This window comes from Parahoeflea olei (genome assembly GCF_001703635.1).
In the GTDB taxonomy this organism is placed as follows: Bacteria; Pseudomonadota; Alphaproteobacteria; order Rhizobiales; family Rhizobiaceae; genus Hoeflea; species Hoeflea olei.
The window spans coordinates 81,534-103,685 of record NZ_LQZT01000012.1 but is presented as its reverse complement, the minus strand read 5'-3'; the positions used below and the strand labels follow the sequence as shown (position 1 = coordinate 103,685).

At 66.5% G+C, this 22,152-nt stretch carries 21 protein-coding genes and 1 pseudogene; 11 read left to right on the top strand and 11 right to left on the bottom strand.

Going from position 1 to position 22,152, the window contains the following annotated elements:
* Positions 1-14 precede the first annotated feature (14 nt).
* From AWJ14_RS09065 to AWJ14_RS09055, 3 genes and pseudogenes are all read right to left on the bottom strand, one after another.
* On the bottom strand, positions 15-1,679 hold the full coding sequence (locus AWJ14_RS09065; protein WP_066177736.1) for an electron transfer flavoprotein-ubiquinone oxidoreductase: 1,665 nt from the start codon (positions 1,677-1,679) through the stop codon (positions 15-17).
* Between the two features lie 372 nt (positions 1,680-2,051).
* Positions 2,052-2,750, bottom strand: a complete 699-nt coding sequence (locus AWJ14_RS09060; protein ID WP_066177734.1) for a PAS domain-containing protein — start codon at positions 2,748-2,750, stop codon at positions 2,052-2,054.
* A 252-nt stretch (positions 2,751-3,002) separates the two neighbouring features.
* Positions 3,003-3,658 (bottom strand): annotated as a pseudogene (locus AWJ14_RS09055) (Crp/Fnr family transcriptional regulator).
* 167 nt (positions 3,659-3,825) lie between these two features.
* Here AWJ14_RS09055 and hemN point away from each other — a divergent pair.
* From hemN to AWJ14_RS09015, 8 genes are all read left to right on the top strand, one after another.
* On the top strand, positions 3,826-5,175 hold the full coding sequence (gene hemN, locus AWJ14_RS09050) for an oxygen-independent coproporphyrinogen III oxidase (RefSeq protein WP_066177732.1): 1,350 nt from the start codon (positions 3,826-3,828) through the stop codon (positions 5,173-5,175).
* 118 nt (positions 5,176-5,293) lie between these two features.
* Positions 5,294-5,578: an acyl carrier protein gene (locus tag AWJ14_RS09045; protein WP_139112587.1), complete on the top strand. Its 285-nt coding sequence runs from the start codon at positions 5,294-5,296 to the stop codon at positions 5,576-5,578.
* Between the two features lie 24 nt (positions 5,579-5,602).
* Positions 5,603-6,088 (top strand): ApeI family dehydratase, encoded by a 486-nt coding sequence (locus AWJ14_RS09040; RefSeq protein WP_066177730.1) that lies wholly within the window; start codon positions 5,603-5,605, stop codon positions 6,086-6,088.
* Positions 6,085-7,293, top strand: a complete 1,209-nt coding sequence (locus AWJ14_RS09035; protein ID WP_066177728.1) for a beta-ketoacyl-ACP synthase — start codon at positions 6,085-6,087, stop codon at positions 7,291-7,293. The genes AWJ14_RS09040 and AWJ14_RS09035 overlap by 4 nt, the downstream gene beginning before the upstream one ends.
* Positions 7,290-8,576: a beta-ketoacyl-ACP synthase gene (locus tag AWJ14_RS09030; RefSeq protein WP_066177726.1), complete on the top strand. Its 1,287-nt coding sequence runs from the start codon at positions 7,290-7,292 to the stop codon at positions 8,574-8,576. The genes AWJ14_RS09035 and AWJ14_RS09030 overlap by 4 nt, the downstream gene beginning before the upstream one ends.
* A 154-nt stretch (positions 8,577-8,730) precedes the next feature.
* Complete coding sequence (locus tag AWJ14_RS09025; protein ID WP_066177724.1) at positions 8,731-9,759, top strand: zinc-binding dehydrogenase; 1,029 nt, start codon at positions 8,731-8,733, stop codon at positions 9,757-9,759.
* Positions 9,760-9,775: 16 nt separating this feature from the next.
* The gene (locus AWJ14_RS09020) at positions 9,776-10,735 is read left to right on the top strand and encodes a lipid A biosynthesis lauroyl acyltransferase (RefSeq protein WP_066177722.1); all 960 of its coding nucleotides are present in this window, start codon (positions 9,776-9,778) and stop codon (positions 10,733-10,735) included.
* 153 nt (positions 10,736-10,888) lie between these two features.
* On the top strand, positions 10,889-11,434 hold the full coding sequence (locus AWJ14_RS09015) for a ClbS/DfsB family four-helix bundle protein (protein ID WP_066177720.1): 546 nt from the start codon (positions 10,889-10,891) through the stop codon (positions 11,432-11,434).
* Positions 11,435-11,492: 58 nt separating this feature from the next.
* On the opposite strand, the gene AWJ14_RS09010 is transcribed toward AWJ14_RS09015, so the two are convergent.
* The 5 genes from AWJ14_RS09010 to cobA all read right to left on the bottom strand — a co-directional run bounded on the left by AWJ14_RS09010 (position 11,493) and on the right by cobA (position 16,184).
* On the bottom strand, positions 11,493-11,924 hold the full coding sequence (locus AWJ14_RS09010) for a L,D-transpeptidase (RefSeq protein WP_066177718.1): 432 nt from the start codon (positions 11,922-11,924) through the stop codon (positions 11,493-11,495).
* Positions 11,925-12,055: 131 nt separating this feature from the next.
* Positions 12,056-13,027 (bottom strand): adenosylcobinamide-phosphate synthase CbiB, encoded by a 972-nt coding sequence (gene cbiB / locus AWJ14_RS09005; RefSeq protein WP_066177716.1) that lies wholly within the window; start codon positions 13,025-13,027, stop codon positions 12,056-12,058.
* Positions 13,027-14,040, bottom strand: a complete 1,014-nt coding sequence (gene cobD, locus AWJ14_RS09000; RefSeq protein WP_083220145.1) for a threonine-phosphate decarboxylase CobD — start codon at positions 14,038-14,040, stop codon at positions 13,027-13,029. The genes cbiB and cobD overlap by 1 nt, the downstream gene beginning before the upstream one ends.
* A 3-nt stretch (positions 14,041-14,043) precedes the next feature.
* Positions 14,044-15,342 carry a cobyrinic acid a,c-diamide synthase CobB gene (locus tag AWJ14_RS08995; RefSeq protein ID WP_066177714.1) on the bottom strand — a complete coding sequence of 433 codons (1,299 nt, stop codon included), beginning with the start codon at positions 15,340-15,342 and terminating at the stop codon, positions 14,044-14,046.
* Positions 15,339-16,184, bottom strand: coding sequence for a uroporphyrinogen-III C-methyltransferase (cobA, locus tag AWJ14_RS08990; RefSeq protein WP_066178542.1), 846 nt, complete (start codon positions 16,182-16,184; stop codon positions 15,339-15,341). Before cobA ends, AWJ14_RS08995 begins: the two co-directional genes overlap by 4 nt.
* 209 nt (positions 16,185-16,393) lie before the next feature.
* Here cobA and AWJ14_RS08985 point away from each other — a divergent pair, with 209 nt between their 5' ends.
* From AWJ14_RS08985 to AWJ14_RS08975, 3 genes are read left to right on the top strand one after another with little or no spacing between them, the layout of a single operon-like run.
* Positions 16,394-17,500, top strand: a complete 1,107-nt coding sequence (locus AWJ14_RS08985; protein WP_066177713.1) for a cobalt-precorrin-5B (C(1))-methyltransferase — start codon at positions 16,394-16,396, stop codon at positions 17,498-17,500.
* Positions 17,490-18,218 (top strand): cobalt-precorrin-6A reductase, encoded by a 729-nt coding sequence (locus AWJ14_RS08980; RefSeq protein ID WP_066177711.1) that lies wholly within the window; start codon positions 17,490-17,492, stop codon positions 18,216-18,218. Before AWJ14_RS08985 ends, AWJ14_RS08980 begins: the two co-directional genes overlap by 11 nt.
* Before the next feature lie 17 nt (positions 18,219-18,235).
* Positions 18,236-18,586 (top strand): MmcQ/YjbR family DNA-binding protein, encoded by a 351-nt coding sequence (locus AWJ14_RS08975; protein ID WP_066177709.1) that lies wholly within the window; start codon positions 18,236-18,238, stop codon positions 18,584-18,586.
* A gap of 3 nt (positions 18,587-18,589) precedes the next feature.
* On the opposite strand, the gene cobM is transcribed toward AWJ14_RS08975, so the two are convergent.
* The 3 genes from cobM to cobI are packed head-to-tail and all read right to left on the bottom strand — an operon-like array spanning position 18,590 to position 21,944.
* Positions 18,590-19,372, bottom strand: coding sequence for a precorrin-4 C(11)-methyltransferase (gene cobM / locus AWJ14_RS08970; RefSeq protein ID WP_066177708.1), 783 nt, complete (start codon positions 19,370-19,372; stop codon positions 18,590-18,592).
* A complete protein-coding gene (gene cobJ / locus AWJ14_RS08965; protein ID WP_066177707.1) occupies positions 19,369-21,219 on the bottom strand; it encodes a precorrin-3B C(17)-methyltransferase in 1,851 nt (616 codons plus the stop codon). The genes cobM and cobJ overlap by 4 nt, the downstream gene beginning before the upstream one ends.
* Entirely contained in the window at positions 21,216-21,944 is a 729-nt protein-coding gene (cobI, locus tag AWJ14_RS08960; protein WP_066177705.1) for a precorrin-2 C(20)-methyltransferase, read from the bottom strand. Before cobI ends, cobJ begins: the two co-directional genes overlap by 4 nt.
* Positions 21,945-22,152 lie beyond the last annotated feature (208 nt).

The window sequence follows — 22,152 nt, the reverse complement described above, 5'->3', positions numbered from 1 at the left end:
GGCGCCATGGTCGCTCACATGTTCGGATAGACCGGCCCTTCGCCACCCTGGGGCGGGACCCAGTTGATGTTCTGGTTCGGGTCCTTGATGTCGCAGGTCTTGCAGTGCACGCAGTTCTGCGCGTTGATCACGAAACTCGCCTCGCCATCGGTCTCCACCCATTCATACACGCCCGCCGGGCAATAGCGCGTCGACGGGCCGCCAAAGACCCCGAGTTCGGAGGTCTTCTGCAGCTCCGGATCCTTGAGCTGCAGATGCACCGGCTGGTCTTCCTCGTGGTTGGTGTTGGACAGGAACACCGAGGACAGCCGGTCGAAGGTCAGCACGCCGTCGGGCTTCGGATACTCGATCTTCTTGTGCTTCGAAGCCGGCTCCAACACCGCATAATCCGGCTTGCCGTGCTTCATGGTGCCGAACGGCGAAATCCCGAAGAGGGAATTGAGCCACATGTCGAGACCGCCCAGCGAAATGCCGGCGAGCGTGCCGAGCCGCGACCACAGCGGCTTGACGTTGCGCACCTTCTTCAGGTCCTTGCCGATCTCGGAGGCGCGCCAGGCGGCCTCGTAGCTCTCGAGCGTGTCCTGCGCGCGGCCCTGAGCCAGTGCCTCGGCCGTGTGCTCGGCCGCGAGGATCCCCGACAGGATCGCGTTGTGCGAGCCCTTGATGCGGGCGACATTGACGAAGCCGGCCGAGCAGCCGATCAGGGCGCCGCCCGGGAAGGCGAGCTTCGGCACCGATTGCCAGCCGCCTTCGGAAATCGCCCGCGCGCCGTAACCAATGCGCTTGCCGCCCTCGAACACCGGCGCGATCGCCGCATGGGTCTTGAACCGCTGGAACTCCTCGAACGGCGACACCCAGGGGTTCTTGTAGTTCAGGTGCACCACGAAGCCGACCGCCACCTGGTTGTCCTCAAGGTGATAGAGGAACGAGCCGCCGCCGGTCTGGGTGCCGAGCGGCCAGCCGAACGAGTGCTGCACCAGCCCCGGCCGGTGATGCTCCGGCTTGACTTCCCAGAGTTCCTTGAGACCGATGCCGAATTTCTGCGGCTCGCGATCCTTGCCGAGATCGAAGCGGGCGATCAGCTGCTTGGCGAGCGAGCCGCGCACGCCCTCGCCGATCAGCACATATTTGCCGAGCAGCGCCATGCCGCGCGCGTAGTTCGGCCCGGGCTCGCCGTTGCGCTCGATCCCCATGTCGCCGGTGGCGACGCCGATCACCGCGCCTTCGTCATTGGTCAGGATTTCGGTCGCGGCAAAGCCGGGATAGATCTCGACGCCAAGCGCCTCGGCGCGGCCCGCGAGCCAGCGGCAGACATTGCCGAGCGAGACGATGTAGTTGCCGTGGTTGCCCATCAGCGGCGGCAGCAGGAAATTGGGCAGCCGCACCGATCCGGCGGGCCCGAGCACCAGGAAATGGTCGGCATTGACCGGCGTCTTGAACGGATGATCGGGATCGTCCTGCCAGTCGGGCAGGAGCTTGTTGATGCCGATCGGATCAACCACCGCGCCCGAGAGGATATGCGCGCCGACTTCGGCGCCCTTCTCCAGCACCACCACCGACAGCTCCGGATTGATCTGCTTGAGCCGGATGGCCGACGAAAGCCCTGCCGGGCCGGCGCCGACGATCACGACATCGAATTCCATGCTCTCGCGCTCCGGCAGCTCAGCAACTTCACTCATGGGCACCCTCACTCCTCGTCATGCCGCGCCCTCCCAGCCGTGGCGCGCAGGCAACCTTGTCACGCAGAGCCGGGACGCGCATCCCGAGCGCCGGGCTTTCCCGAACCGCTCCTGCGCGCCATCCAGCCTTGCGGCGAATTCACCCTGTCATGGCAAATCACTCGCGCGAAGTCGAGCCGGAATGCGACAGGAACTGCCGGTGGTCTAGCAGTTTCTAACGTTCACGTAAACGTCAACGACATTCGCGGGTGCGTACGCGACCCGTCGCGGCCTTGCGCGAGCCGGGTCCGGCAACCGTCCGGACCTCACCTCAGGATCGCGGGAGCCAGGCCGGTTTTCGGCTGGCGCCGGGGTGGGACACGTCGTCGCGCGTCAGGCGACGCGGGCGAACATCGCCTCCATCGACAGCACCACCACCGCACCGATGATCCGGCCGTCATGCCCCGGCAGCGGCGTCATCCGGCAATGGACCTCGAACAACCGCCCCGACGCGTCGGCGATCTCGTAGTCATAGGAGACATAGGCGCCGGCGAAGCACTGGTCCAGGCGCGGCTTGGCGCGGTTGTTGAACCGGTCCATGTCGATCAGTTCGAACAGCGGTGTGCCGATGAAGTCCGAGGGCTGCTTCTGGTGGAAGTCGGCGTTGCGCTTGTTGCAATAGATATAGCGATAGTCGAGACCGATGATCGCCACGCGTTCGGGCAGGCATTCGAGCGCAAGCTCATGCACCGACGGATCATATCCCTCCGGAACCGGCAGATAGGCCTGACCCTGGATCTCGGGCTTCAGCCCGGCATCGGGGTCCATGTAGCGATCGAACAGCGACATCATCAATTGGGTGTAGCGCCGGACGCTGCTGCCGTCCTCGCAGTTGCGCAGCGCCAGCCGCCGGAAAAACGCGATCTGCGCCCAGACCTCGCTGCGGTCGCGGGCGCGCAGGCGTGACAGCCGGCCGATCAGGCCCTGTATCCGCTGGTCGATCTTTTCGACCGCCGCTTCATCCTCTCTCTGGGCCGCGGCAAGAAGTTCACTGGAAAGGCGTTCAAACTGCTGGATAAGTTCAGACAGCATATGAATTTTGACCTTATATGCGGCTCCGGCCGGAGCCTTCTCAAACAACACAAATCACGGCTCGTCCGCGACCACCAGCTTTCCGGTGCCGGTTCCGATTCCGCTCGCACTCGACTTGTCTTTACTGAACACTGTGGCGTCAGGCGTCCCGAACTCCCCCCGGACCCATCCGACAACCGTCCCCCGAAATCGATGAACGGGCGACACACCGGAGTTGTAGTCGAGCCGGCACGCCACTTCAAGCGCCGTCCCCTAATGCGACGCCCGCTCCGCCAGCGTGATCAGGTCGGGCACATCCACATGCCGGTTGTTGCGGATCAGGATCACGCCGTCCTTGCGCAGCTTCGTCATCTGCCGGCTCACCGTCTCGATGGTCAGACCGAGGAAATCGGCGATATCGGCGCGTGTCAGCGGCAGTTCGAAGCTCACCGAATCGGCCTCGGATTCGGGATTGATGTGGGTGGCGATCAGATAGAGGAAGCTTGCCACCTTTTCGGACGCCGTCTTGCGCCCCAACGTCAGCATTTGATCATCCGGTCGATCACGGTCTTGGGGAAGCTGCAGATATTGACGTCGGTGGCGGCATCGGCGGTGATCCCGCTGTCGGTGCGGAACGGCCGGCCGAGAAAATCCGGCGCGAACTGCAGCCCGACGATCTGCTGGCGCCCGTCGGCCATCATCTTGGTCATCTTGACGACGCCGGAAATGATGTTGGCGTAGCTGTTGGCTTCCTGGCTCTCGCCGATCAGCTCGGTTCCCGATTCGATATGCTTGCGGGTGGACTGCTTGTTGAGGCTGATCAGCTGGTTGGCCGACAGGGCGCCGCAAACTCCGCGGTGGCGCGCTTCGCAGGCGCGACACAACGCGGGAATGTCCGAATTGTGGATATCTTTGCGCTGCGCGTCCATCACGTCCCCGATCCCGCACGCGCGCCATACGGTCCGCGCGCCAATGCGCCCAACCGCTGGCCATGCGCATGGATGTTTGGCCACAAAGAACAGCGGGGTTTGATCAAAGTCAAGGCGCTAGCACTTCGGACAGGCAATGTAACCTGACATAAATCGGAGTTTGGTTCATGCAAAAAGATTTCCTGCGCAAACACGCCGGCCCCGCGCCCCGCTATACCAGTTATCCGACTGCCCCGCATTTTCATGACGGAATCGATGGCGATGTTTACGCACGCTGGCTGCGTCAGCTCAAGCCCGACCAGACGATTTCACTCTACATCCACATTCCGTGGTGTGACCGGCTGTGCTGGTTCTGCGGCTGCAACACCAAGCAGACCCGGAAATACGAGCCGCTCAAGACCTATCTCGCGGCCCTCGAGAATGAAATGGAAACCGTTGCCGGCCTGATCGACCCGGCCTGCCGCGTCACGGCGCTGCACCTGGGCGGCGGATCGCCGACGATGCTGCACCCCGAAGACATGGTGTGGCTCGACAAGGCCCTGCGCGCCCGCTTCAATTTCGATCCCGCCGCCGAGATCAGCGTCGAGATGGACCCCAACGACCTGACCGCGGAGAAATACGACGCGCTGGCCGCCATCGGCCTGACCCGCGCCTCGATCGGCGTTCAGGATTTCGACGAAAGGGTGCAGAAGGCGATCAACCGCGAGCAGACCTTCGAGCAGACCAAGGAAGTGGTCGACCAGGTTCGCGCCCGCGGCGTCCGTTCGGTCAATTGCGACGTGCTCTACGGCCTGCCGCACCAGACCCGCAAGTCCGTCGACCGCACCATCGAACAGGTGCTGTCGCTGAAACCCGACCGGATCGCGCTGTTCGGCTACGCCCACGTGCCGTGGATGAAGACGCACCAGAAAATGATCGACGAATCGGTGCTGCCCGATGTCACCGAGCGGTTCGCACAGATGAACCGCGCGGCCTCCGCCCTCACCCATGCCGGCTACACCGCCATCGGCATCGACCATTTCGCCCTGCCCGACGACAGCCTGGCGATCGGCGCCGCCTCCGGCAACATGCGCCGCAACTTCCAGGGCTACACCAGCGACACCGCCGATGCGCTGATCGGCCTGGGGGCCTCCTCCATCGGCCAGATGCCGCAGGGCTACATCCAGAACCAGCCTTCGACCGGTGAGTACCAGCGCCAGGTCAACATGGGCCGGCTGCCGGTCGTGCGCGGCTTCGAACTGTCGACCGAGGACCGGATTCGCGCCCGCATCATCGAACTTCTGATGTGCGATTTCGCCTTTTCCTTCGCCACCATCCGCCAGGAATTCGGCGGCGATGCCGAGAGCATTCTCGACGAGGCGGAATATCTCGCAGGCTGCGACACCGAAGGCATGGTGGAGTTCACCGGCGGGATTTTCCAGGTCACGCCGAAGGGCAAACCCTTCGTGCGTTCCATCTGTTCCGCCTTCGACGGCTATTTTGGCACCGGTGCGGCGCGTCACTCCCTTGCGGTGTGAGCGCGCCCGCCTTATTGGATGATTTCACCGGGACGGCGACCTGCGGCGGGCAAACAAGCCATTGGCTTTTGCGCCGGATTTTCCTATAGGTTCGCCCAATCACTTATCCAATGAGGACATGAGCGTGACCGCAACATTTGACAAGGTCGCCGACATCATCGCCGAAACCAGCGAGATCGACCGCGATTCCATCACACCCGAAAGCCACACCATCGACGATCTGGGCATCGACAGCCTCGATTTCCTCGATATCGTCTTCGCGGTCGACAAGGAATTCGGCATCAAGATTCCGCTCGAGAAATGGACCCAGGAAGTCAACGACGGAAAGGCCTCGACCGAGGAATATTTCGTGCTCGGCAACCTCTGCGCCAAGATCGACGAGCTGAGAGCCGCCAAGGGCTGAGGCCCGGCGCGGCGGGGCTTATCCATGCAGCTTGAATACTTCCAGATGATAGACCGTATCGAGGCGATCGACCTCGAACAGGACACTCTGGTCGCAAGCTCCACGGTCCCCCACGAAAGCCCCGTCTTCGAGGGCCATTTCCCCGGGATGCCGCTGGTGCCCGGGGTGCTGCTGATCGAGACCATGGCCCAGGCCAGCGGCTTTCTGATTCTGGCCAAGACCGGCTTTGCGGCGATGCCGTTCCTGATGTCGGTCGACAGCGCCAAGATGCGCGATTTCGTCACACCGGGCACCGCCCTCACCGTGACCACCGCGCTCGAGCACGAAGGCTCGGGCTATGCGGTCGTCAAGGCGCGGATCGCGAACGGAACCAAGAAGGTGGCCGATTGCCAGCTCAAGCTCAGGACCCTGCCCTTCGAGCAGGTGCCGCTGGCCGAGATCGTGCGCAACAGAGCCCGGGAAGTGGGCCTCATGGCCGCCATGGCCACCGCCACAGGAGACCGGCAATGACAGACAATCGCCATGAGGTGGTGGTGACGGGCATCGGTCTGGTCACGTCCCTCGGAGTGGGCCGGCAGGCCCATGCGGAGGCGCTGCTCGATGGCGCCTCGCCCGCGCCGCACACCGACAGCGAAAGCTTCGCGCCCTACACCGTCTTTCCCCTGCCCGAGATCGACTGGTCGGCACAGATCCCGCGCCGCGGCGACCAGCGGCAGATGGAAAACTGGCAGCGCCTCGGTGTCTACGCGGCGGGCCTGGCGCTCGACGACGCGGGCCTGAAGGAGAACCTCGAAGCCTGCGCCGCGATGGACATGATCGTGGCCGCCGGCGGCGGCGAGCGCGACATCGCGGTCGACACGCTGATCATCGAGGAAAGCCGCAAGCGCAACGACCGCGAAGTGCTGCTCAACGAGAAGCTGACCACCGAACTGCGCCCGACGCTGTTCCTGGCGCAGCTGTCGAACCTGCTCGCCGGCAACATTTCCATCGTCCACAAAGTCACCGGCTCCTCGCGCACGCTGATGGGCGAGGAAGGCGCGGGGATTTCCGCGATCGAGACCGCGCACGCGCGCATCGCCGCGGGCCAATCCACGCATTGCCTCGTCGGCGGCGCCTTCGTCTCCGAGCGCATCGATATCCTGGTGCTGATCGAGGCGGCGCAGGGCCTTTGCAAGACGCCCGGCCAGCCCTTCTGGAACGCCGACGGGACGGCCAGCGGCGTCAATCTCGGCACCGCCGGAGCCTTCCTGGTACTCGAATCGCGCGACCATGCGGAGGCGCGCGGCGCCCATATTTATGCGCGCCTCGACGCGGTGGCCGCCGATCGCGGATCCCGCGACGCGGGCCGGCTCGAACAGCGGCTTGCGCGTCTGGCCGATGAAGCCGGCGCGCCGGCGGGCGGCGAAGACCTGATCGTCGTCTCCGGCGCCACCGGCTTTCCGGAGCTGAGCGCGCGCGAGCGCCGCTTCCTCGGCGAGCGCTTCCCGAACGCGCCGCTGCGCAGCCAAAGCGCGCTGTTCGGCCTCTCGGTGGAAGCGCAGTTCCCGACCGGCCTGGCGCTCGCCTGCCTGGCCCTCGACGCCGGCAAGCCACTCGCCCCCTTCGCGCCGGGCGAGGATGCGACCGCTGCCACGTCCCCCGGAACCGCCATCGTCACCACCATCGGCCATGCCCGCGGCGAGGGCATCGCCCGCCTGACGAGGATGTCCTCATGAGCAAAGCCGCCTACACCGACCATCTCGGCCGCCCGCTGGTCGCCGTCACCGGCATGGGCGTCGTCTCCTCGCTCGGACAGGGCGTGAGCGACAACTGGGCGGCGCTGACCGCAGGCCGCTCGGGCATCCATGCCATCACCCGATTTCCCGCCGACACGCTGTCCACCCGGATCTGCGGCACCGTCGATTTCATCGACATCCCCGTGCCCAATGCGGTGGAACGGTCCTTCGCCTTCGCGCGCGAGACCACCCGCGAAGCGCTGGCCCAGGCCGGGCTCTCGGGCGAGTTCGGCGGCCCGCTGTTTCTCGCCGCCCCGCCGATCGAGCCGGAATGGAGCGCACGCTTCGAGCTCGGCGACCGCGTCAGCCCCGAGGACATGACCGGCAACGCCTATCAGGAATTCCTGGCCGTGCTGCGTGCCAAGGCCGATCCGGCCTTTCACGAGGCGATCCTGTTCGGGTCGATCTCCGAGCGGCTCGCCGACATGTTCGGCACCCGCGGCCTGCCGGTCACGCTCTCGACCGCCTGCGCCTCCGGCACCACCGCGATCCAGCTCGGCGTCGAGGCCATCCGCCAGGGCCGCACCGACCGGGCGCTGACGGTCGCCACCGACGGCTCGGTCAGCGCCGAAGCGCTGATCCGCTTCGCGCTGCTGTCGGCGCTGTCGACCAACAACGATGCGCCCGAAAAGGCCTCGCGCCCCTTCACCAAGGACCGCGACGGCTTCGTCATCGCCGAAGGGGCTGCAACCCTGGTGCTCGAATCGCTTGAGGCGGCGCTTGCCCGCGGCGCGCGCATTCACGGCATCATCAGCGGCTGCGGCGAAAAGGCCGACGATTTCCACCGCACCCGCTCTTCTCCGGGCGGCGCACCGGCGATCGCCACGATCCGCGCGGCCCTCGATGACGCCGGCCTCGACGCCGATGCGATCGGCTACATCAATGCCCACGGCACCTCCACGCCCGAGAACGACAAGATGGAATATCTCGCGCTCTCGAGCGTCTTCGGCGAGCGCATGCCGGACGTGCCGGTGTCCTCCAACAAGTCGATGATCGGCCACACCCTGACCGCCGCCGGCGCGGTGGAAGCGGTGTTCTCGCTGCTGACCATGCAGCATGGCGTTCTTCCGCCGACCATCAATTACGACAATCCAGATCCGGCGATCCCGCTCGACGTGGTGCCCAATGTCAAGCGCGACGCCCAGGTCACCAGCGTGCTGTCGAATTCCTTCGGGTTCGGCGGCCAGAACGCATGCCTTGTCATGACGGCGGAACCCGCCTAAAGGCATGTCGCACCAGGCGGCCCGCAGGGACCGCCGTGACACCGTCGAAGAGGGGCGCATTGCGCGCCGTCTTACCGGTCCCCCCATCCGGGACCTGACCAATCAGCAGAGAGGCGGCCGCCACGGCGCCGCCGCGCGGCGAAGGACATTACCCATGCGGGCATTGCAGCTTATCGAGGATCGCAGGCTTGAGACGGTCGACCTGGCCCCGCCGCCGCCGCCGGCAACCGGGGAAGTCACGGTCGCGATCAAGGCCGTCGCACTCAACCACATCGATGTCTGGGGCTGGCGCGGCATGGCCTTTGCCAAGCGCAAGATGCCGCTCGTGATCGGCGCCGAAGCCTCCGGCGTGGTCGAAACCATCGGCCACGGCGTGGCGGGCCTGCTGCCGGGCCAGCTGGTCTCGATTTATGGCGCGCGCACCTGCGGCCTTTGCCGCCCCTGCCGCGAAGGCCGCGACAACCTGTGCGAACATGTGGGCGGCGTCCACGGCTTCCACCTGGACGGCTTCGCCCAGGAAAAGGTCAATCTCCCGGCCCGCCTTCTGGTCCCTGCCCCGCCCGGCGTCTCCGCCATCGGCGCCGCCGTGGCCCCGGTCACCTTCGGCACCGTCGAGCACATGCTGTTCGACAACGCCAAGCTTGAGCCGGGCGAAACCATCCTGATCCATGCCGGCGGCTCCGGCATCGGCAGCGCCGCGATCCAGCTCGCCAAGAAGATCGGCTGCACGGTGATCACCACCGTCGGCTCCGACGCCAAGATCGAACCCGCCAAGGCGCTCGGCGCCGATCACGTGATCAATTATCGCGAGGACCGGTTCGAGGGCGTGGTGCGCAAGCTCACCAAAAAGCGCGGCGTCGACGTGGTGTTCGAGCATGTCGGTGCCGACACCTGGGCCGGCTCGATGCTCTCTCTGAGGCGCGGCGGCCGGCTCGTCACCTGCGGCTCGACCTCGGGCGTCTCGACCCAGGTCAACCTGATGATGCTGTTCCAGCAGCAGCTCAAGCTGCTGGGCTCCTTCGGCTGCCGCATGGAGAACATGGCCAATGCCATGCAGAAGATGGCAGCAAACCTGGTCCACCCGGTGATCGACACCGAAGTCGGCTTCGACGACATTTCCGTCGCGCTCGAACGCATGGAAGGCCGCGACGTCTTCGGCAAGATCATCCTGAAGATGGATTAGGATCGGCGCTCCGGCCATGGCAAGTCCACTCCGCATGGCGCTCACGCGCATCGTCCTCGGCCTCCGGCGCGTGCGGGACTGGACGATCGCGACCGCGGTGTTCGCGCTCCTGCGGCTGATCTCGCTGCTGCCCGCCGACAAGGCGATCTCGATGGTCGACGGGCTTGCGCGCCGGATCGGGCCGATGACGCCGCGCCAGCGGCTGGCGATGGAAAACCTCGCCCGCGCCTATCCGGAAAAATCCGAAGCCGAGCGCCGCGAGATCGCCGTCGAGATGTGGGGCAACATGTCCCGGCTTGCCGCCGAATACGTGTTTCTCGACAAGCTGTTCGATTTCGATCCCGAAGAAACCGAGCCCGGCCGCATCGAGGTCAGCGGCGTCGACATCTTCATCAAGCTGCGCGACGAGAAGAAGCCGTTCATCGTCTTTACCGCCCATACCGGCAATTTCGAGCTGCTGCCGATCGCGGCCGCCGCCTATGATCTCGATGTGATGGCGCTGTTCCGCCCGCCCAACAACCCCTATATCGCCAAGCGGGTGCTCGCCGCGCGCCGCACCTCGATGGGCCATCTGGTGCCTTCGCGTGCTGGCGCCGCCTTCACGCTGGCGCGGCGGCTCGAAGCCGGCGGCGCCGTCGGCATGCTGGTCGACCAGAAATTCCACAAGGGCGCGGAAACCCGCTTCTTCGGGCTCGAGACCCACACCAATCCGCTGCTCGCCAAGCTCGTGCGCCAGTATGACTGCGATGTCTATCCGGCGCGCGCCATCCGCCTGCCGGGCGGCCGTCACCGGCTGGAGATCGAACCCGCGATCACGATCCCGCGCGGGGCCGACGGACGCGTCGATGTGGCCGCCACCGCGCAGCTGCTCAACGACAAGGTGGAAAGCTGGGTGCGCGAATATCCCGGTCAGTGGCAATGGTTCCACGACCGTTGGGAGATCAAGTACCAGCTCAAGGCCCAGGGCCGCCTCTGAGGCCGGTCATGCTCGGAACCCGCGCCGCGGCATTCCGCCGGATTGCGGTTTCGGCCCGGATCGCCTTTGATCCTCCGAAGCGCCCCCTTGCCCCCGGGGCTCAGGGTCACGGTGACCGGATATCAGCATCGGGCGCAAGGACACCCTCGAGGCATGGCCAGACCGACAACCAAAGCGCAACTGATTAACGCTGCCGAAACGGAATTCGCAAAACTTCTGGACCTGGTCGGGTCGATGGGCGAGAGCGCGGCGAGCGTGCCGCTCTTTTTCGGTCCCGGCTTTGCCGGCAAGGAAGCGCACTGGGCGCGCGACAAGAACCTGCGCGACGTGGCTGTCCACCTCCACGAGTGGCACCGGCTGTTGATCGCATGGGTGAACACCAACCAGGCCGGCGACGCGCAACCATTCCTGCCGGCGCCCTATAGCTGGAAAACCTATGGCGATCTCAACATGGAATTCTGGCGCAAGCACCAGCATACCGCCCACGCGGACTCGCTGCGCCTGCTTGGCGAGAGCCACCGTCAGGTGATGGAGCTGATCGACCGTTTCAGCGACGCGGAGCTGTTCACCCAAGGCCATTTTGCCTGGACCGGTACGACCACGCTCGGATCCTACTGCATTTCGGCGACCTCAAGCCATTACGACTGGGCGATCAAGAAGATCCGGACCCATATCAGGGCCTCGGCCCGCAAGGCCTGATTTCACCCGCGCAAACACACCCGCCCCGGCCCCCAAGGGGCCGGCGGTTCTTTCCGCATCAGTAGGAAATCACGATGCGGGTGTTGGCATTGCCGGTCTGCTGGACCATCGAGAAGAACTTGGCCGCGTTGTCCGGATGCAGGCGAATGCAGCCATGCGAGGCAGGCCGGCCGAGCCGCTTGGTCTCATAGGTTGCGTGCACCGCATAGCCGCCGCGGAAGAACACCGCATAGGGCATCGGCGCGTTGTTGTATTTGCGCGACCGGTGATGGCGCGAGAGCCATTTCGCCGAATAGCTGCCGGTGGGCGTCGAGTAGCCCTTGCGCCCGGTCGAAACCGCCCATTTGTATTTCACGCGCCCATTCTGCGTCACAACCATGGTTTGTGAGGACAAATTGATCTTCGCCTCAAGTTTCGCGGCCAGTGCCGATGCAGAAGACAATGGAATGAGCCCAAGGGCAACAAGCCCCGCCAAGAACAGTTTTCGCATTAGTGTTTCCCCAATTACCCAGACCATCAGTATATTCTGCCTGTTCGAAACAGGACAGATAAAAATTCCCAATAGAGTTAAGACAGCTGCACGAGCGGAGATCTAAACTCTAAGCACTTGATTTTAGGATATCAGAATGAAAGGAGAATGAACGCGAGCACCAGGGCCGCAAGGCCGTCGCAGGCGCGGTGATAGATCGCAAGCCCGGCGAGGATGTCGCCGGCCCCTGCCTGGCGCCGGCCCGCGGCGTTGAGGCTCGCCTCCATCACCGGCTCGCCGCCATAGCTGCGCGGACCGCCAAGCGCGAGATCGAGGCCACCCGCCATGGCTGCTTCCGGCCAGCCGGCATTGGGCGAGCGGTGCAGGCCGTGATCGGTGGCGGCGCAGCGCGCCGCCCGCCGCATCGCCGCGCCGCCCTTCGCGATCCCCGCCCCGGCGGCAATCAGCAGCGCCGACAGTCGCGAGGCCGGCCAGTTGGCGACATCGTCGAGCCGTGCCGCCGCCCAGCCGAAATCCCGGTGCCGCTCGTTCAGGTGCCCGATCATCGAGTCGGCCGTGTTGAGCATCTTGTAGGCCATCAGCCCGGGCAGGCCGAACAGCGCGAACCAAAGGGCGGGCGCGACACTGCCGTCAGAGAAATTCTCGGCGAGACTTTCGATCGCGGCCCGGCAGACACCGGAGACGTCGAGGGTCTCGGGATCGCGGCCGACAATCATCGACACCGCGGTGCGCCCGCCGGCAAGGCCGTCGCGCCTGAGCCCGTCGGCCACCGCAGCGACATGGTCAGCCAGGCTCTTCTGGGCCAGGAACACGCTCACCACGATGATTTCGAGCGCCGTTCCGAAGACGCCGAGCCCGTCGAAGAGACAGCCCAGTCCAAAGCCCGCGAGCGCGGCCAGCGCCAGCAGCGCGAGCATCGCCGCCACGCCCTTGCGGCGGCGCGCCCCGGAGCTGTCGCCCGGCCGGTTGAAATGCCTGTCGACAAAGCCAATCGCCCAACCGAACAGCACCACCGGATGGCTCACGCGCCGCCACAGCCAGGCGGGATCGCCAACGATGCGGTCGAGCACAAGCGCAGCCAGCAGGACCCAGAGATGCCCCATCACGCGCGCCGCGCAATCCGGAAGGTTTCGCGCAGACGCACCGCGGCGAGATCATCCGGCACCAGCCCGACGCGGATGCGCGAGGGGCTGTGATCGAAGGCGCGCACCAGGATCCTGTGGCTTGCCAGCGTTTCGCGCATCGCCGCCCCGTCTCCGACCTCGCAGAGGAAGAACGACGCGGTTTCGCCCGCGATCTGGACACCCGCCTTGTTGAGCGCCGAGCGCGTCATCGCATGCGCCGCCTCGATGCGGCTGCGCAGGTCGCGCACCAGGTCGAGGCGCGAATAGGCATGCGCGGCGATCGCCAGCGCCGGGCCCGACACGGCCCACGGCCCCAGCCGCTCCTGCACGATGGCCGCCAGTTTCGGTTCCGCGAACACGAAGCCGAGCCGCACACCCGCCAGGCCGAAGAACTTGCCGAAGGAGCGCAGCACGATCAGGTTCGGCTCGATCCCGGCGGCGCCGGCCATGCTCAGGTCCTGGCGCATGTCGGCAAAGGCCTCGTCGACGATCACCAGCTTGTGCCGATGCGCCCGGCAGAAGCCGAAAATGTCGTCACGCGGCGTCTCGCGCCCGTCGGGATTGTTGGGATTGGCAAGAATGACGGCCGCGACCTGAAGCTGGGCTGCGGCTTCGAGCGTCGGCACCGGCTTCGCGGCCATCCCCATCCGGCCGTAGGAGCGGGCATATTCCCCGTAGGTGGGGCTGACGATGGCGATGTTCTCCGCATGCGGCCGGAGCCAGGGCAGGAGCTGGATCGCCGCCTGGGTGCCGGGCACCGCCACCGGCAGGACCGAGCCGCCATAGTGACGCTGGGCCAGTTCGCACACCCGCGCCACCTCGGCCCGCTCCGGCAACCGTCGCCAGGCGTCGGGCGCGATCTCGGGCAGCGGCAGCGAGAAGGGCGAGATGCCAGTTGAAAGATCCAGCCATTCCGAGGCCGTGCCGCCATGGCGGGCCATGGCCTCGGCCAGCGCGCCGCCGTGATCGATGGGGACGTCGATGGGCGTCATGGCCTAGTCTATCCGGTCGATGACATGCATGAAGGAGCCCGCGATCTTGCCGCGCCTGAGCCCGACCGCGCCGATATCCGCCCCCAGCGCGTCGCGCGCCGCAAACAGCCGGTCCGCCGCGCCTTCACGCAGGATGGTCGCGTAATGGAATTCATGCGCCGACAGGTCCATGTTCCAGAAGAACCCCGGCAGCGGCGTCACCCGCCGATAGCCCAGATGCCGCTTGCGCTCGGCAAAGCTGGTCACGAGCGGCAACGCGCCGAGCATCTCGTGACGCGCGCCCTCGGCATCGATCAGGCCCTCGCCGAGCACCATGAAGCCGCCGCATTCGCCATAGACCGGCAGCCCGGCCTCGATCGCCGTGCGCATCCCGGCCTTGAAGCCGTCCGCCGCGGCGATCCGCCCGGCATGAAGTTCGGGATAGCCGCCGGGCAGCAGCACCGCGTCCGAGCCTGCCGCAGGTCCCTCGTCGGCGAGCGGCGAGAAGAAGCTGATCTGCGCACCGCGGCGCTGCCAGCCGAGCAGCATGTGCTCGTAGGCGAAGGCAAAGGCAATGTCGCGCGCCACGGCGATCTTCTGGCCGGGCGGCGGCAGACGGCTGATATTGGCGGGCGCAGGGGGGCTGGCCGCGCGCTTCGACAGCTTGATGAGCAGGTCGAGATCGATGCGCCGCTCGACGAGATCGGCCGCATCGGAAATCAGCCGGGCGAGATCGGCATTCTCGCCGGCCTGCACCAGGCCGAGGTGGCGGGCAGGCACGGAGAGCCGGTCGTCCTTCGGCAGCGCGCCGACCACCTCGACGCGCGCCTTCTCGAGCGCCTGACGCAGCATGCCTTCATGCCGGGCGCTCGCCACCCGGTTGAGGATCACGCCCGGGACCAGCACGTCGGGATGGAAATTGGCAAAGCCCTTGGCCAGCGCCGCCACCGAATGCGACATGCTGGAGCAGTCGATCACGAGAATCACCGGCAGGCCGAGCAGCGCGGCGAGATCGGCGGCCGAACCGGAGCCGTCCGCGGCCCCGTCGAACAGCCCCATCATCGCCTCGATCATCAGCATGCGGCCACCCTGCGCCTGCAGCGAGGCATTGGCGAGCAGCAGGTCCGGACGCATCGCCCAGCCATCGTAATTCAGGCATCTCTCGCCGCTGGCGGCGGCATGGAACGCCGGATCGATGTAATCCGGCCCCGCCTTGCCCGGCGCCAGCGCCACGCCGCGCCGTTTGAGCGCGTTGAGAAGACCCAGCGTCACCGTGGTTTTGCCCGAGGCCGACTGGGGCGCGGCAATCATCAATCCGCTCATGCACTGTCCTTCTGCGCGCCTGCGCGATGGCCGAGGGGGTCGGGCGAAAGCACGCGGCCCTGCGCCGCCCCCATCCAGTCAAGGGCGGCCCGCAGCCGCACCACCTGCCCGACCACGACGATGGCCGGCGGCTCGAGCCCGGAGGCAGCCACGTCGGCGGCCGCGTTTTCGAGCGTGGTTTCAAGCACGGCCTGCGCACCGGTCGAGGCATCGGTGACGAAGGCCACCGGTTCGTCAGCCGCCCGCCCTGCCCCGATCAGCCGTGCCGCGATGGTCGCGATATGCTTCATCGCCATGTACATGACGATCACCTGGCTGCCGCGCGCCACGCCGTCCCAATCGATGAGATCGGGCACCACGCCGGAGGAATCATGCCCGGTCAGGAAGGTCACGGTATGGTTCGTGTCGCGATGCGTGACCGGAATCCCGGCATAGGCGAGCCCGCCGATCCCGGCGGTGATTCCCGGCACCACCCGGAAAGGCACATGGTGCTCGACCAGCGTCAGCGCTTCCTCGCCGCCGCGGCCAAAGACGAACGGATCGCCGCCCTTCAAACGGAGCACGCGATTGCCCGCGCGGGCGAGTTCGACGAGGCGCAGCGAGATGTCGCGTTGCTTGGCCGACGGCTTGCCGCCGCGCTTTCCCGCATATTCGAGGCTCGCGCCGGGCCGGGCGAGCTTGAGACAGTCGGCATTGACCAGCGCGTCATGGACGATCACGTCGGCCTGGGACAGCGCATTGGCGGCATGCAGCGTCAAGAGACCCGGATCGCCGGGACCGGCGCCCACGAGCCAGACTTCGCCGGGTTGCATGCGCGGGAGTGTGTGTTGCCAATCAGTCATGCTCTTCAGTTCATCCTGCACCGTCGCGGCCCGGTCGGACATGCACGAACGGTCGAAACCTTCATCTTCCTGCCACACCGTCCCGCCCGGGTGGACGTGTCGGCCGGATCGCTCACCATCGCGCGAAATGCTTCGCGAAACCATGACTTACACCCGTACCAATCACACTCTATAACGGCAACAGCCAAGACACGACCAAGAACTGCGACATGCAAGCGGGCGAAAACGAAATCCGGGTGGAAAAGCCCGCCACGGCACTGCGCCGGGGCTGGACCACGGGCGCCTGCGCCACCGCCGCAACCAAGGCGGCGCTGTCGGCGCTGCTGGACGGCGCGTTTCCCGATCCGGTCACGATCACCCTGCCCGGCGGCCAGACCCCGGGCTTCGCGCTTGCCCGCGAAAGCCTTGGCGAGGATTGGGCCATGGCGGGTATCGTCAAGGATGCGGGCGACGACCCCGACGTCACCCACGGCGCGCTGGTGATGGCGCGGGTCAGGCGCCTGCCGGCCGGTGCCGGCATCGTCTTCAAGGCCGGCGCCGGCGTGGGCACGGTCACGCTGCCGGGCCTGCCGGTGCCGGTGGGCGAACCCGCGATCAACCCGGTGCCGCGCAAGATGATGCGCGGCGTGGCGGAGGAGCTGTGCAATCACCACGGATTGGCGCCCGATATCGAGATCGAGATCGCCATCGAAAACGGCGCGGAGCTGGCGCTCAAGACCTGGAACCCGCGACTGGGCATCCTGGGCGGCCTCTCGGTGCTCGGCACCACGGGCATCGTCCAGCCGTTTTCCTGTTCGGCCTGGATCCATTCGATCCACCGCGGCATCGATGTCGCCCGCGCCGGCGGCATCGCCCATGTGCTCGGCGCCACCGGCTCCACCTCCGAGCGGACCGCGCAGGCATTTTACGGCCTGCCCGACAGTGCCTGCCTCGACATGGGCGATTTCGCCGGCGGACTGCTGAAATATCTTCGCGCCCACCCGCTGCCGCGGCTCACCATTGCCGGCGGCTTCGCCAAGCTCACCAAGCTCGCCCAGGGCGCGCTCGACCTGCATTCCAGACGCAGCCAGGTGGACATGGCCTGGCTCGCGACCCAGGCGGGCACACTCGGTGGAAACCGCTTGAAGGACCGGATTCTGGCTGCCAACACCGCGCTCGAAGTGCTTGAAATGACTCGCCTCGAAGGCCTGGAGCTGCCGGCCCTGATCGCGGACAAGGCCCGCGCCGTGGCACTCGACACCTTGCGCGGTGCGCCGGTCGATGTCGACGTGATGGTCACCGACAGGGCCGGAAAGCTGATCGCCCATGCCCGCTGACCGTGAAACCATCCTGATCCTCGGCGGCACGCGCGAAGCCGCGGAGCTGGCGAAGGAGCTTGTCGCCACCCGACCAGAGGTCCGCATCATCACCTCGTTGGCCGGCCGCACCAGGGAACCTGCTCCGCTTGCCGGCGAGGTCCGCACCGGCGGCTTCGGCGGCATCGACGGCCTGGCACGCTATCTCGAAGAAAATGCCGTCACGCGGGTGATCGACGCCACCCATCCCTTCGCAAGGCAGATCAGCCTGAACGCGGTCGAGGCCTGCCGGATGAGCGGTGTGCCGCTCGAGATCCGCACCCGCACGCCCTGGCAGCGCCAGCCCGACGACACCTGGATCGAGGTCGACACGCTTCAGGCGGCCTGCGACGCGATCCCGCCCCGCGCGCGCGTGCTGCTCGCGCTCGGCTCGCAGCATATCGGCGTCTTCGCCAGCCGCGCGGACGTGCATTTCGTCGTCCGCATGATCGATCCGCCGAAGACGCCGCTCGCCCTGCCCGATCACGCGCTGGTGCTCGGCCGGCCCGGCGACACCCCGGCGGTCGAAACCATGCTGCTGATCGCGCATTCGATCACCCACATCGTCTGCCGCAACTCCGGCGGCACCGCGGCCTATGCCAAGATCGAAGCCGCACGGCAACTTGGGCTGCCCGTGATCCTGATCGGGCGGGACGACGAGGCGGGCGGCGAACCGAAAACCGCAACCGACCTATCGTGATGAGGGAGGCAACACATATGAGCCGAGAGACCGTCAATTCCATCTGCGCGACCCTGCCGGGCGCGGAAGTCTCCGACCCCTGGGGCGGCGGCCACGACGCCTGGAAGGTCGGCGGCAAGATGTTCGCCTCGATCGGCGCGACCATGCCCGGCGTCGCGATCAAGACCGACAGCGTCGAAACGGCGTCGATGCTGATCGAGATGGGCGCCGGAACCAAGGCGCCCTATTTCCACGCCTCCTGGGTGCTGCTCGACTGGAACATGGATGCGGACGAACTCCGCGCCCGCATCCTCGCCTCCTACCGGCTCGTCCGCGCCAGCCTGCCCAAGAAGGTGCAGGCAGGGCTCGACCCTCTGCCTGAAGGCTGACCATCAACCAGCCTTCGCCTTCTTCTTCTTCCCCACGTTTCTCAGCACGTGCGAATAGTCGGCATTGTAGAGATCGCTGTCGCGGAAATTGGCTTCGCCGAACACCTTGCCGACCAGGATCAGCGCCGTGCGGGTGATCTTGTGGGCGCGGACCTCTTCCTTCATGCCCTCAAGCGTGGTGCGGATGAAGAGTTCGTCGGGCCAGGTGGCGCGGTAGGCGATCACCACCGGGCAGTCGGCCCCGTAATAGGGTTCGAGCGCGCGGCGGACGTAATCGAGATTGCGGATCGACAGGTGGATGGCGAGCGTCGCCCGCGACTGGCCAAGGATTTCGAGCTGCTCGAATTCCGGCATCGAGGACGCCTTCATGCCGGTGCGGGTGATGATCACCGTCTGGGCGATCTCCGGCAGCGTGAGTTCGGTCGCAAGCCGCGCGGCCGCCCCCGCAAAGGCCGGCACCCCGGGCACCACCTCGTAGTCGATCCCGAGCGCGTCGAGACGGCGCATCTGTTCGGCGATCGCGCCATAGATCGCCGGATCGCCCGAATGCACCCGCGCCACGTCCTGTCCGGCGGCATGGGCCTTTTCCATCTCGGCGATGATTTCGGTGAGATGCATCGGCGCGGTGTCGCGCACCAGCGCGTCCTCGGGTGCGGCCTTGACGATTTCCTCGGGCACCAGCGAGCCCGCATAGAGGCAGACCGGGCAACGCTCAATCAGCTTCAATCCACGCACGGTGATGAGGTCCGGCGCGCCCGGTCCGGCGCCGATGAAATAGACGGTCATGCCGCGTCTCCCGATGTGATGTGTGTCATGGCCGTGCCTTCCTTGCGGGCATAGCCGCGCGGTGTGTAGACCCAGGTCCGTCCGTCCCCGGTCTTGACCGTCGTCGAGTTGGACGAACCCACCACCACGACGGTCAGCATGTCGACCTCGTCGACATCGAGCGACCCAAGCGGCACGACGCGGATCAGCTCGCCCTCGCGGCCGAGATTGGTGGCGAGGATAACCGGCGTCGAAGCCGGGCGGTATGTGAGCAGCTTGTCGCGCGCCCAGGCGAGCTGGGTGCGGCGCTTCTTCGACACCGGATTGTAGAAGGCGATCACGAAATCGCCCTCGCCCGCCGCCGTCACCCGGCGCTGGATGTCCTCCCACGGGGTCAGCAGGTCCGACAGCGAGATGGTGCAGAAATCATGCCCCAGCGGCGCGCCGGCGCGGGCAGCCGCCGCCTGCAGAGCCGAGATGCCAGGGGACACCGCAATCTCGATCCGCCGCGCAGCGTCGCTCAGCCCTTCGGCCCCTTCGGACTTGTCGAGCAGTTCGAACACGAGCGTGGCCATCGCGTAGATGCCGGCGTCGCCCGAACAGACCAGCGCCACCGATTTTCCCTCACCGGCAAGCTCCATCGCGCGGTGCACCCGCGCCTCTTCCTTGCCGAGATCGAAATCATGCCGCGTCTTGCCGTCGGCCAGCGGACCCAGCAGGTCGAGATAGAGCGAATAGCCCACGAGATCGGTCGAAGCCGACACCATCGCCGAGACCTCCGGCGAGCGCCAGCCATCGGCGCCGGGACCGATGCCGACCACCATCAGCTTCCCGCGCGCGCCCCCCGGCAGCGTTTCGAGCTTGAACGGCGCTGCGGCACGGCCGATGGCGCAGGTGGCGCGCTTGCTCTTGCGCTTCTCGGCCACGAGCTCGCCCGAAGCGCCTGCGGCAGCCAGAGCTGCCCCCTCGGCCACGCCATGGCAGCCGACCTCGGCAAAGACCACGTCGGACGGATTTTTCAGTCGCGGCGTCTCGGCTTCGAGCGTGGCCGCATCGAAGAAGCGCGCGGGGCAGCCGAAATACCTGGCCACCTGGTGCACCGCCGCCTCGTCGGCCTTCACGTCGATCGAGGCCACCAGTCCCACCGCCTGTTCGGACAGCCCCGCGGCCTTCAGCGTGTCGAGCGCCAGCTGGATCACTTCCTCGCCGTCCGCGCCGCGCTCGCAGCCAATGCCGAGCACCAGCGTCCTGGGGTGATAGAGCAGCCCCTGTTCGGGCGCGGCATCACCCGCCTCGGACACCCTGAGCACGAGGTCGGCATCCGCCGCGAACGGCAACCCGCTGTTTTCGAGCCAGGGCGCCGCGCCCTCGAGCCGCGCCGGCTTCCCCGCCACGAGATCGGCCATCACCTGCTTGGCCGCATCGGCATTGGCGAGCACATAGCCTTCGGGCGGCGCATCGAGCGCGACGCCAAACTTGACATCGCCCGCCGTCGTCACCGCTGCGAACCCGCCCACCTGGGCCGCGATCGCGCGGGCGAGATCGTTGGCCCCGTGATGGCCGCCGAGCAGCGGCACCACGGCCGAGCCGTCCTCGCTCACCGCGATCACCGGCGGCTCGCTCATCTTGTCGGAAAGATGCGGCGCCAGCAGCCGGATCAGGGCGCCGGCCGCCATCAGGCCGACGATCGGCCGACGCTCCGAAAACAGACGGGCCAAATGTGGTCCCGCCTCCGTAAAGGTTCTGTCAACCACTTCGGTTATACGTCGATTAAGCCCATGCACCTCGCCGCCGGTTGCCCGGGCGATGCGCCGGGCCATCGGCAAGGCAGCGTCCGAGAGGATGATGATGGCCGGAGTCTGGGTCATGATGTGCTCCCGGGCAGTGCGTGGATCCAGTCCTCGCCGCCCTTGTAGATCAGGATCATCGAAAAATACGGCGCGGTGTCTTCGGTCACCTGGGCAAGCGGCATCAGCCGCTCCGAGCCGAGCGAGACGCGTTCTGCATAAACTGCTTGAGGTAGCAGATTCAATTTTTCAATCAGTGTCCGCAAACGGTTGAAATGCCTGCCTATCTTAATGATCGCTAATGCACCCGCCGCGTTGATTCGATTTGTGAGCTCTTCGTCGCAAAGTGGCCCTGGCACGACCGTCAAAACGTCGTTGCGCGCCGCCAGCGGCCGGCCCGCGGCACTCGCCGCCGCCATGATCGAGGACACGCCCGGCACCACTTCGGTCTCGTAGGTTCCCGCCAGGCGCTCGAACACATACATGAACGAGCCGTAGAAGAACGGGTCCCCCTCGCACAGCACCGCCACGTCGCGGCCGGCATCGAGATGCGCGGCGATCTCGCCTGCCGCGGTGTCGTAGACGTCGCGTGCCGGAAAACGCTCGGTGCGCATCGGCACCACGATCGGGACCTCCACCTGCCCGCCCGGCAGATGCGGCGCGGCGATCGAGCGCGCGAAACTCTCGCCGGTGTCCGGCGCCGGCCAGGCGATCACCGGCACCTGCCTGAGGATGCGGACGGCCTTCAGCGTCAGCAATTCGGGGTCGCCCGGGCCAAGGCCTAGGCCATAGAGTTTACCGGTCATGGGATGAGCCCTTCATAGCAATTTTCAGAGTCGCCGTTGCGGCCCACCCCCACCCCAACCCCTCCCCTCAAGGGGGAGGGGCTTGGCGTGCCGCGCCTCTGCTTTCCAGCATCAAGGCTCTTTTCAGCAGGAGCCTTCCACGCGGCAACGAAGGCGCGAGGTCCGAGCCCCTCCCCCCTGAGGGGAGGGGTTGGGGTGGGGGTAAGCG

Coding starts and splice junctions, on each gene's coding strand:
- AWJ14_RS08975 (WP_066177709.1), top strand. CDS start 18,236: ATGAGCCGAGAGACCGTCAATTCCATCTGCGCGACCCTGCCGGGCGCG.
- AWJ14_RS08995 (WP_066177714.1), bottom strand. CDS start 15,342: ATGAGCGGATTGATGATTGCCGCGCCCCAGTCGGCCTCGGGCAAAACC.
- cobM (WP_066177708.1), bottom strand. CDS start 19,372: ATGACCGTCTATTTCATCGGCGCCGGACCGGGCGCGCCGGACCTCATC.
- cobI (WP_066177705.1), bottom strand. CDS start 21,944: ATGACCGGTAAACTCTATGGCCTAGGCCTTGGCCCGGGCGACCCCGAA.
- AWJ14_RS09020 (WP_066177722.1), top strand. CDS start 9,776: ATGGCAAGTCCACTCCGCATGGCGCTCACGCGCATCGTCCTCGGCCTC.
- AWJ14_RS08980 (WP_066177711.1), top strand. CDS start 17,490: ATGCCCGCTGACCGTGAAACCATCCTGATCCTCGGCGGCACGCGCGAA.
- cobJ (WP_066177707.1), bottom strand. CDS start 21,219: ATGACCCAGACTCCGGCCATCATCATCCTCTCGGACGCTGCCTTGCCG.
- AWJ14_RS09060 (WP_066177734.1), bottom strand. CDS start 2,750: ATGCTGTCTGAACTTATCCAGCAGTTTGAACGCCTTTCCAGTGAACTT.
- AWJ14_RS09025 (WP_066177724.1), top strand. CDS start 8,731: ATGCGGGCATTGCAGCTTATCGAGGATCGCAGGCTTGAGACGGTCGAC.
- AWJ14_RS09015 (WP_066177720.1), top strand. CDS start 10,889: ATGGCCAGACCGACAACCAAAGCGCAACTGATTAACGCTGCCGAAACG.
- AWJ14_RS08985 (WP_066177713.1), top strand. CDS start 16,394: ATGCAAGCGGGCGAAAACGAAATCCGGGTGGAAAAGCCCGCCACGGCA.
- AWJ14_RS09035 (WP_066177728.1), top strand. CDS start 6,085: ATGACAGACAATCGCCATGAGGTGGTGGTGACGGGCATCGGTCTGGTC.
- AWJ14_RS09040 (WP_066177730.1), top strand. CDS start 5,603: ATGCAGCTTGAATACTTCCAGATGATAGACCGTATCGAGGCGATCGAC.
- hemN (WP_066177732.1), top strand. CDS start 3,826: ATGCAAAAAGATTTCCTGCGCAAACACGCCGGCCCCGCGCCCCGCTAT.
- cobD (WP_083220145.1), bottom strand. CDS start 14,040: ATGACGCCCATCGACGTCCCCATCGATCACGGCGGCGCGCTGGCCGAG.
- AWJ14_RS09045 (WP_139112587.1), top strand. CDS start 5,294: ATGAGCGTGACCGCAACATTTGACAAGGTCGCCGACATCATCGCCGAA.
- cobA (WP_066178542.1), bottom strand. CDS start 16,184: ATGACTGATTGGCAACACACACTCCCGCGCATGCAACCCGGCGAAGTC.
- cbiB (WP_066177716.1), bottom strand. CDS start 13,027: ATGGGGCATCTCTGGGTCCTGCTGGCTGCGCTTGTGCTCGACCGCATC.
- AWJ14_RS09010 (WP_066177718.1), bottom strand. CDS start 11,924: ATGCGAAAACTGTTCTTGGCGGGGCTTGTTGCCCTTGGGCTCATTCCA.
- AWJ14_RS09065 (WP_066177736.1), bottom strand. CDS start 1,679: ATGAGTGAAGTTGCTGAGCTGCCGGAGCGCGAGAGCATGGAATTCGAT.
- AWJ14_RS09030 (WP_066177726.1), top strand. CDS start 7,290: ATGAGCAAAGCCGCCTACACCGACCATCTCGGCCGCCCGCTGGTCGCC.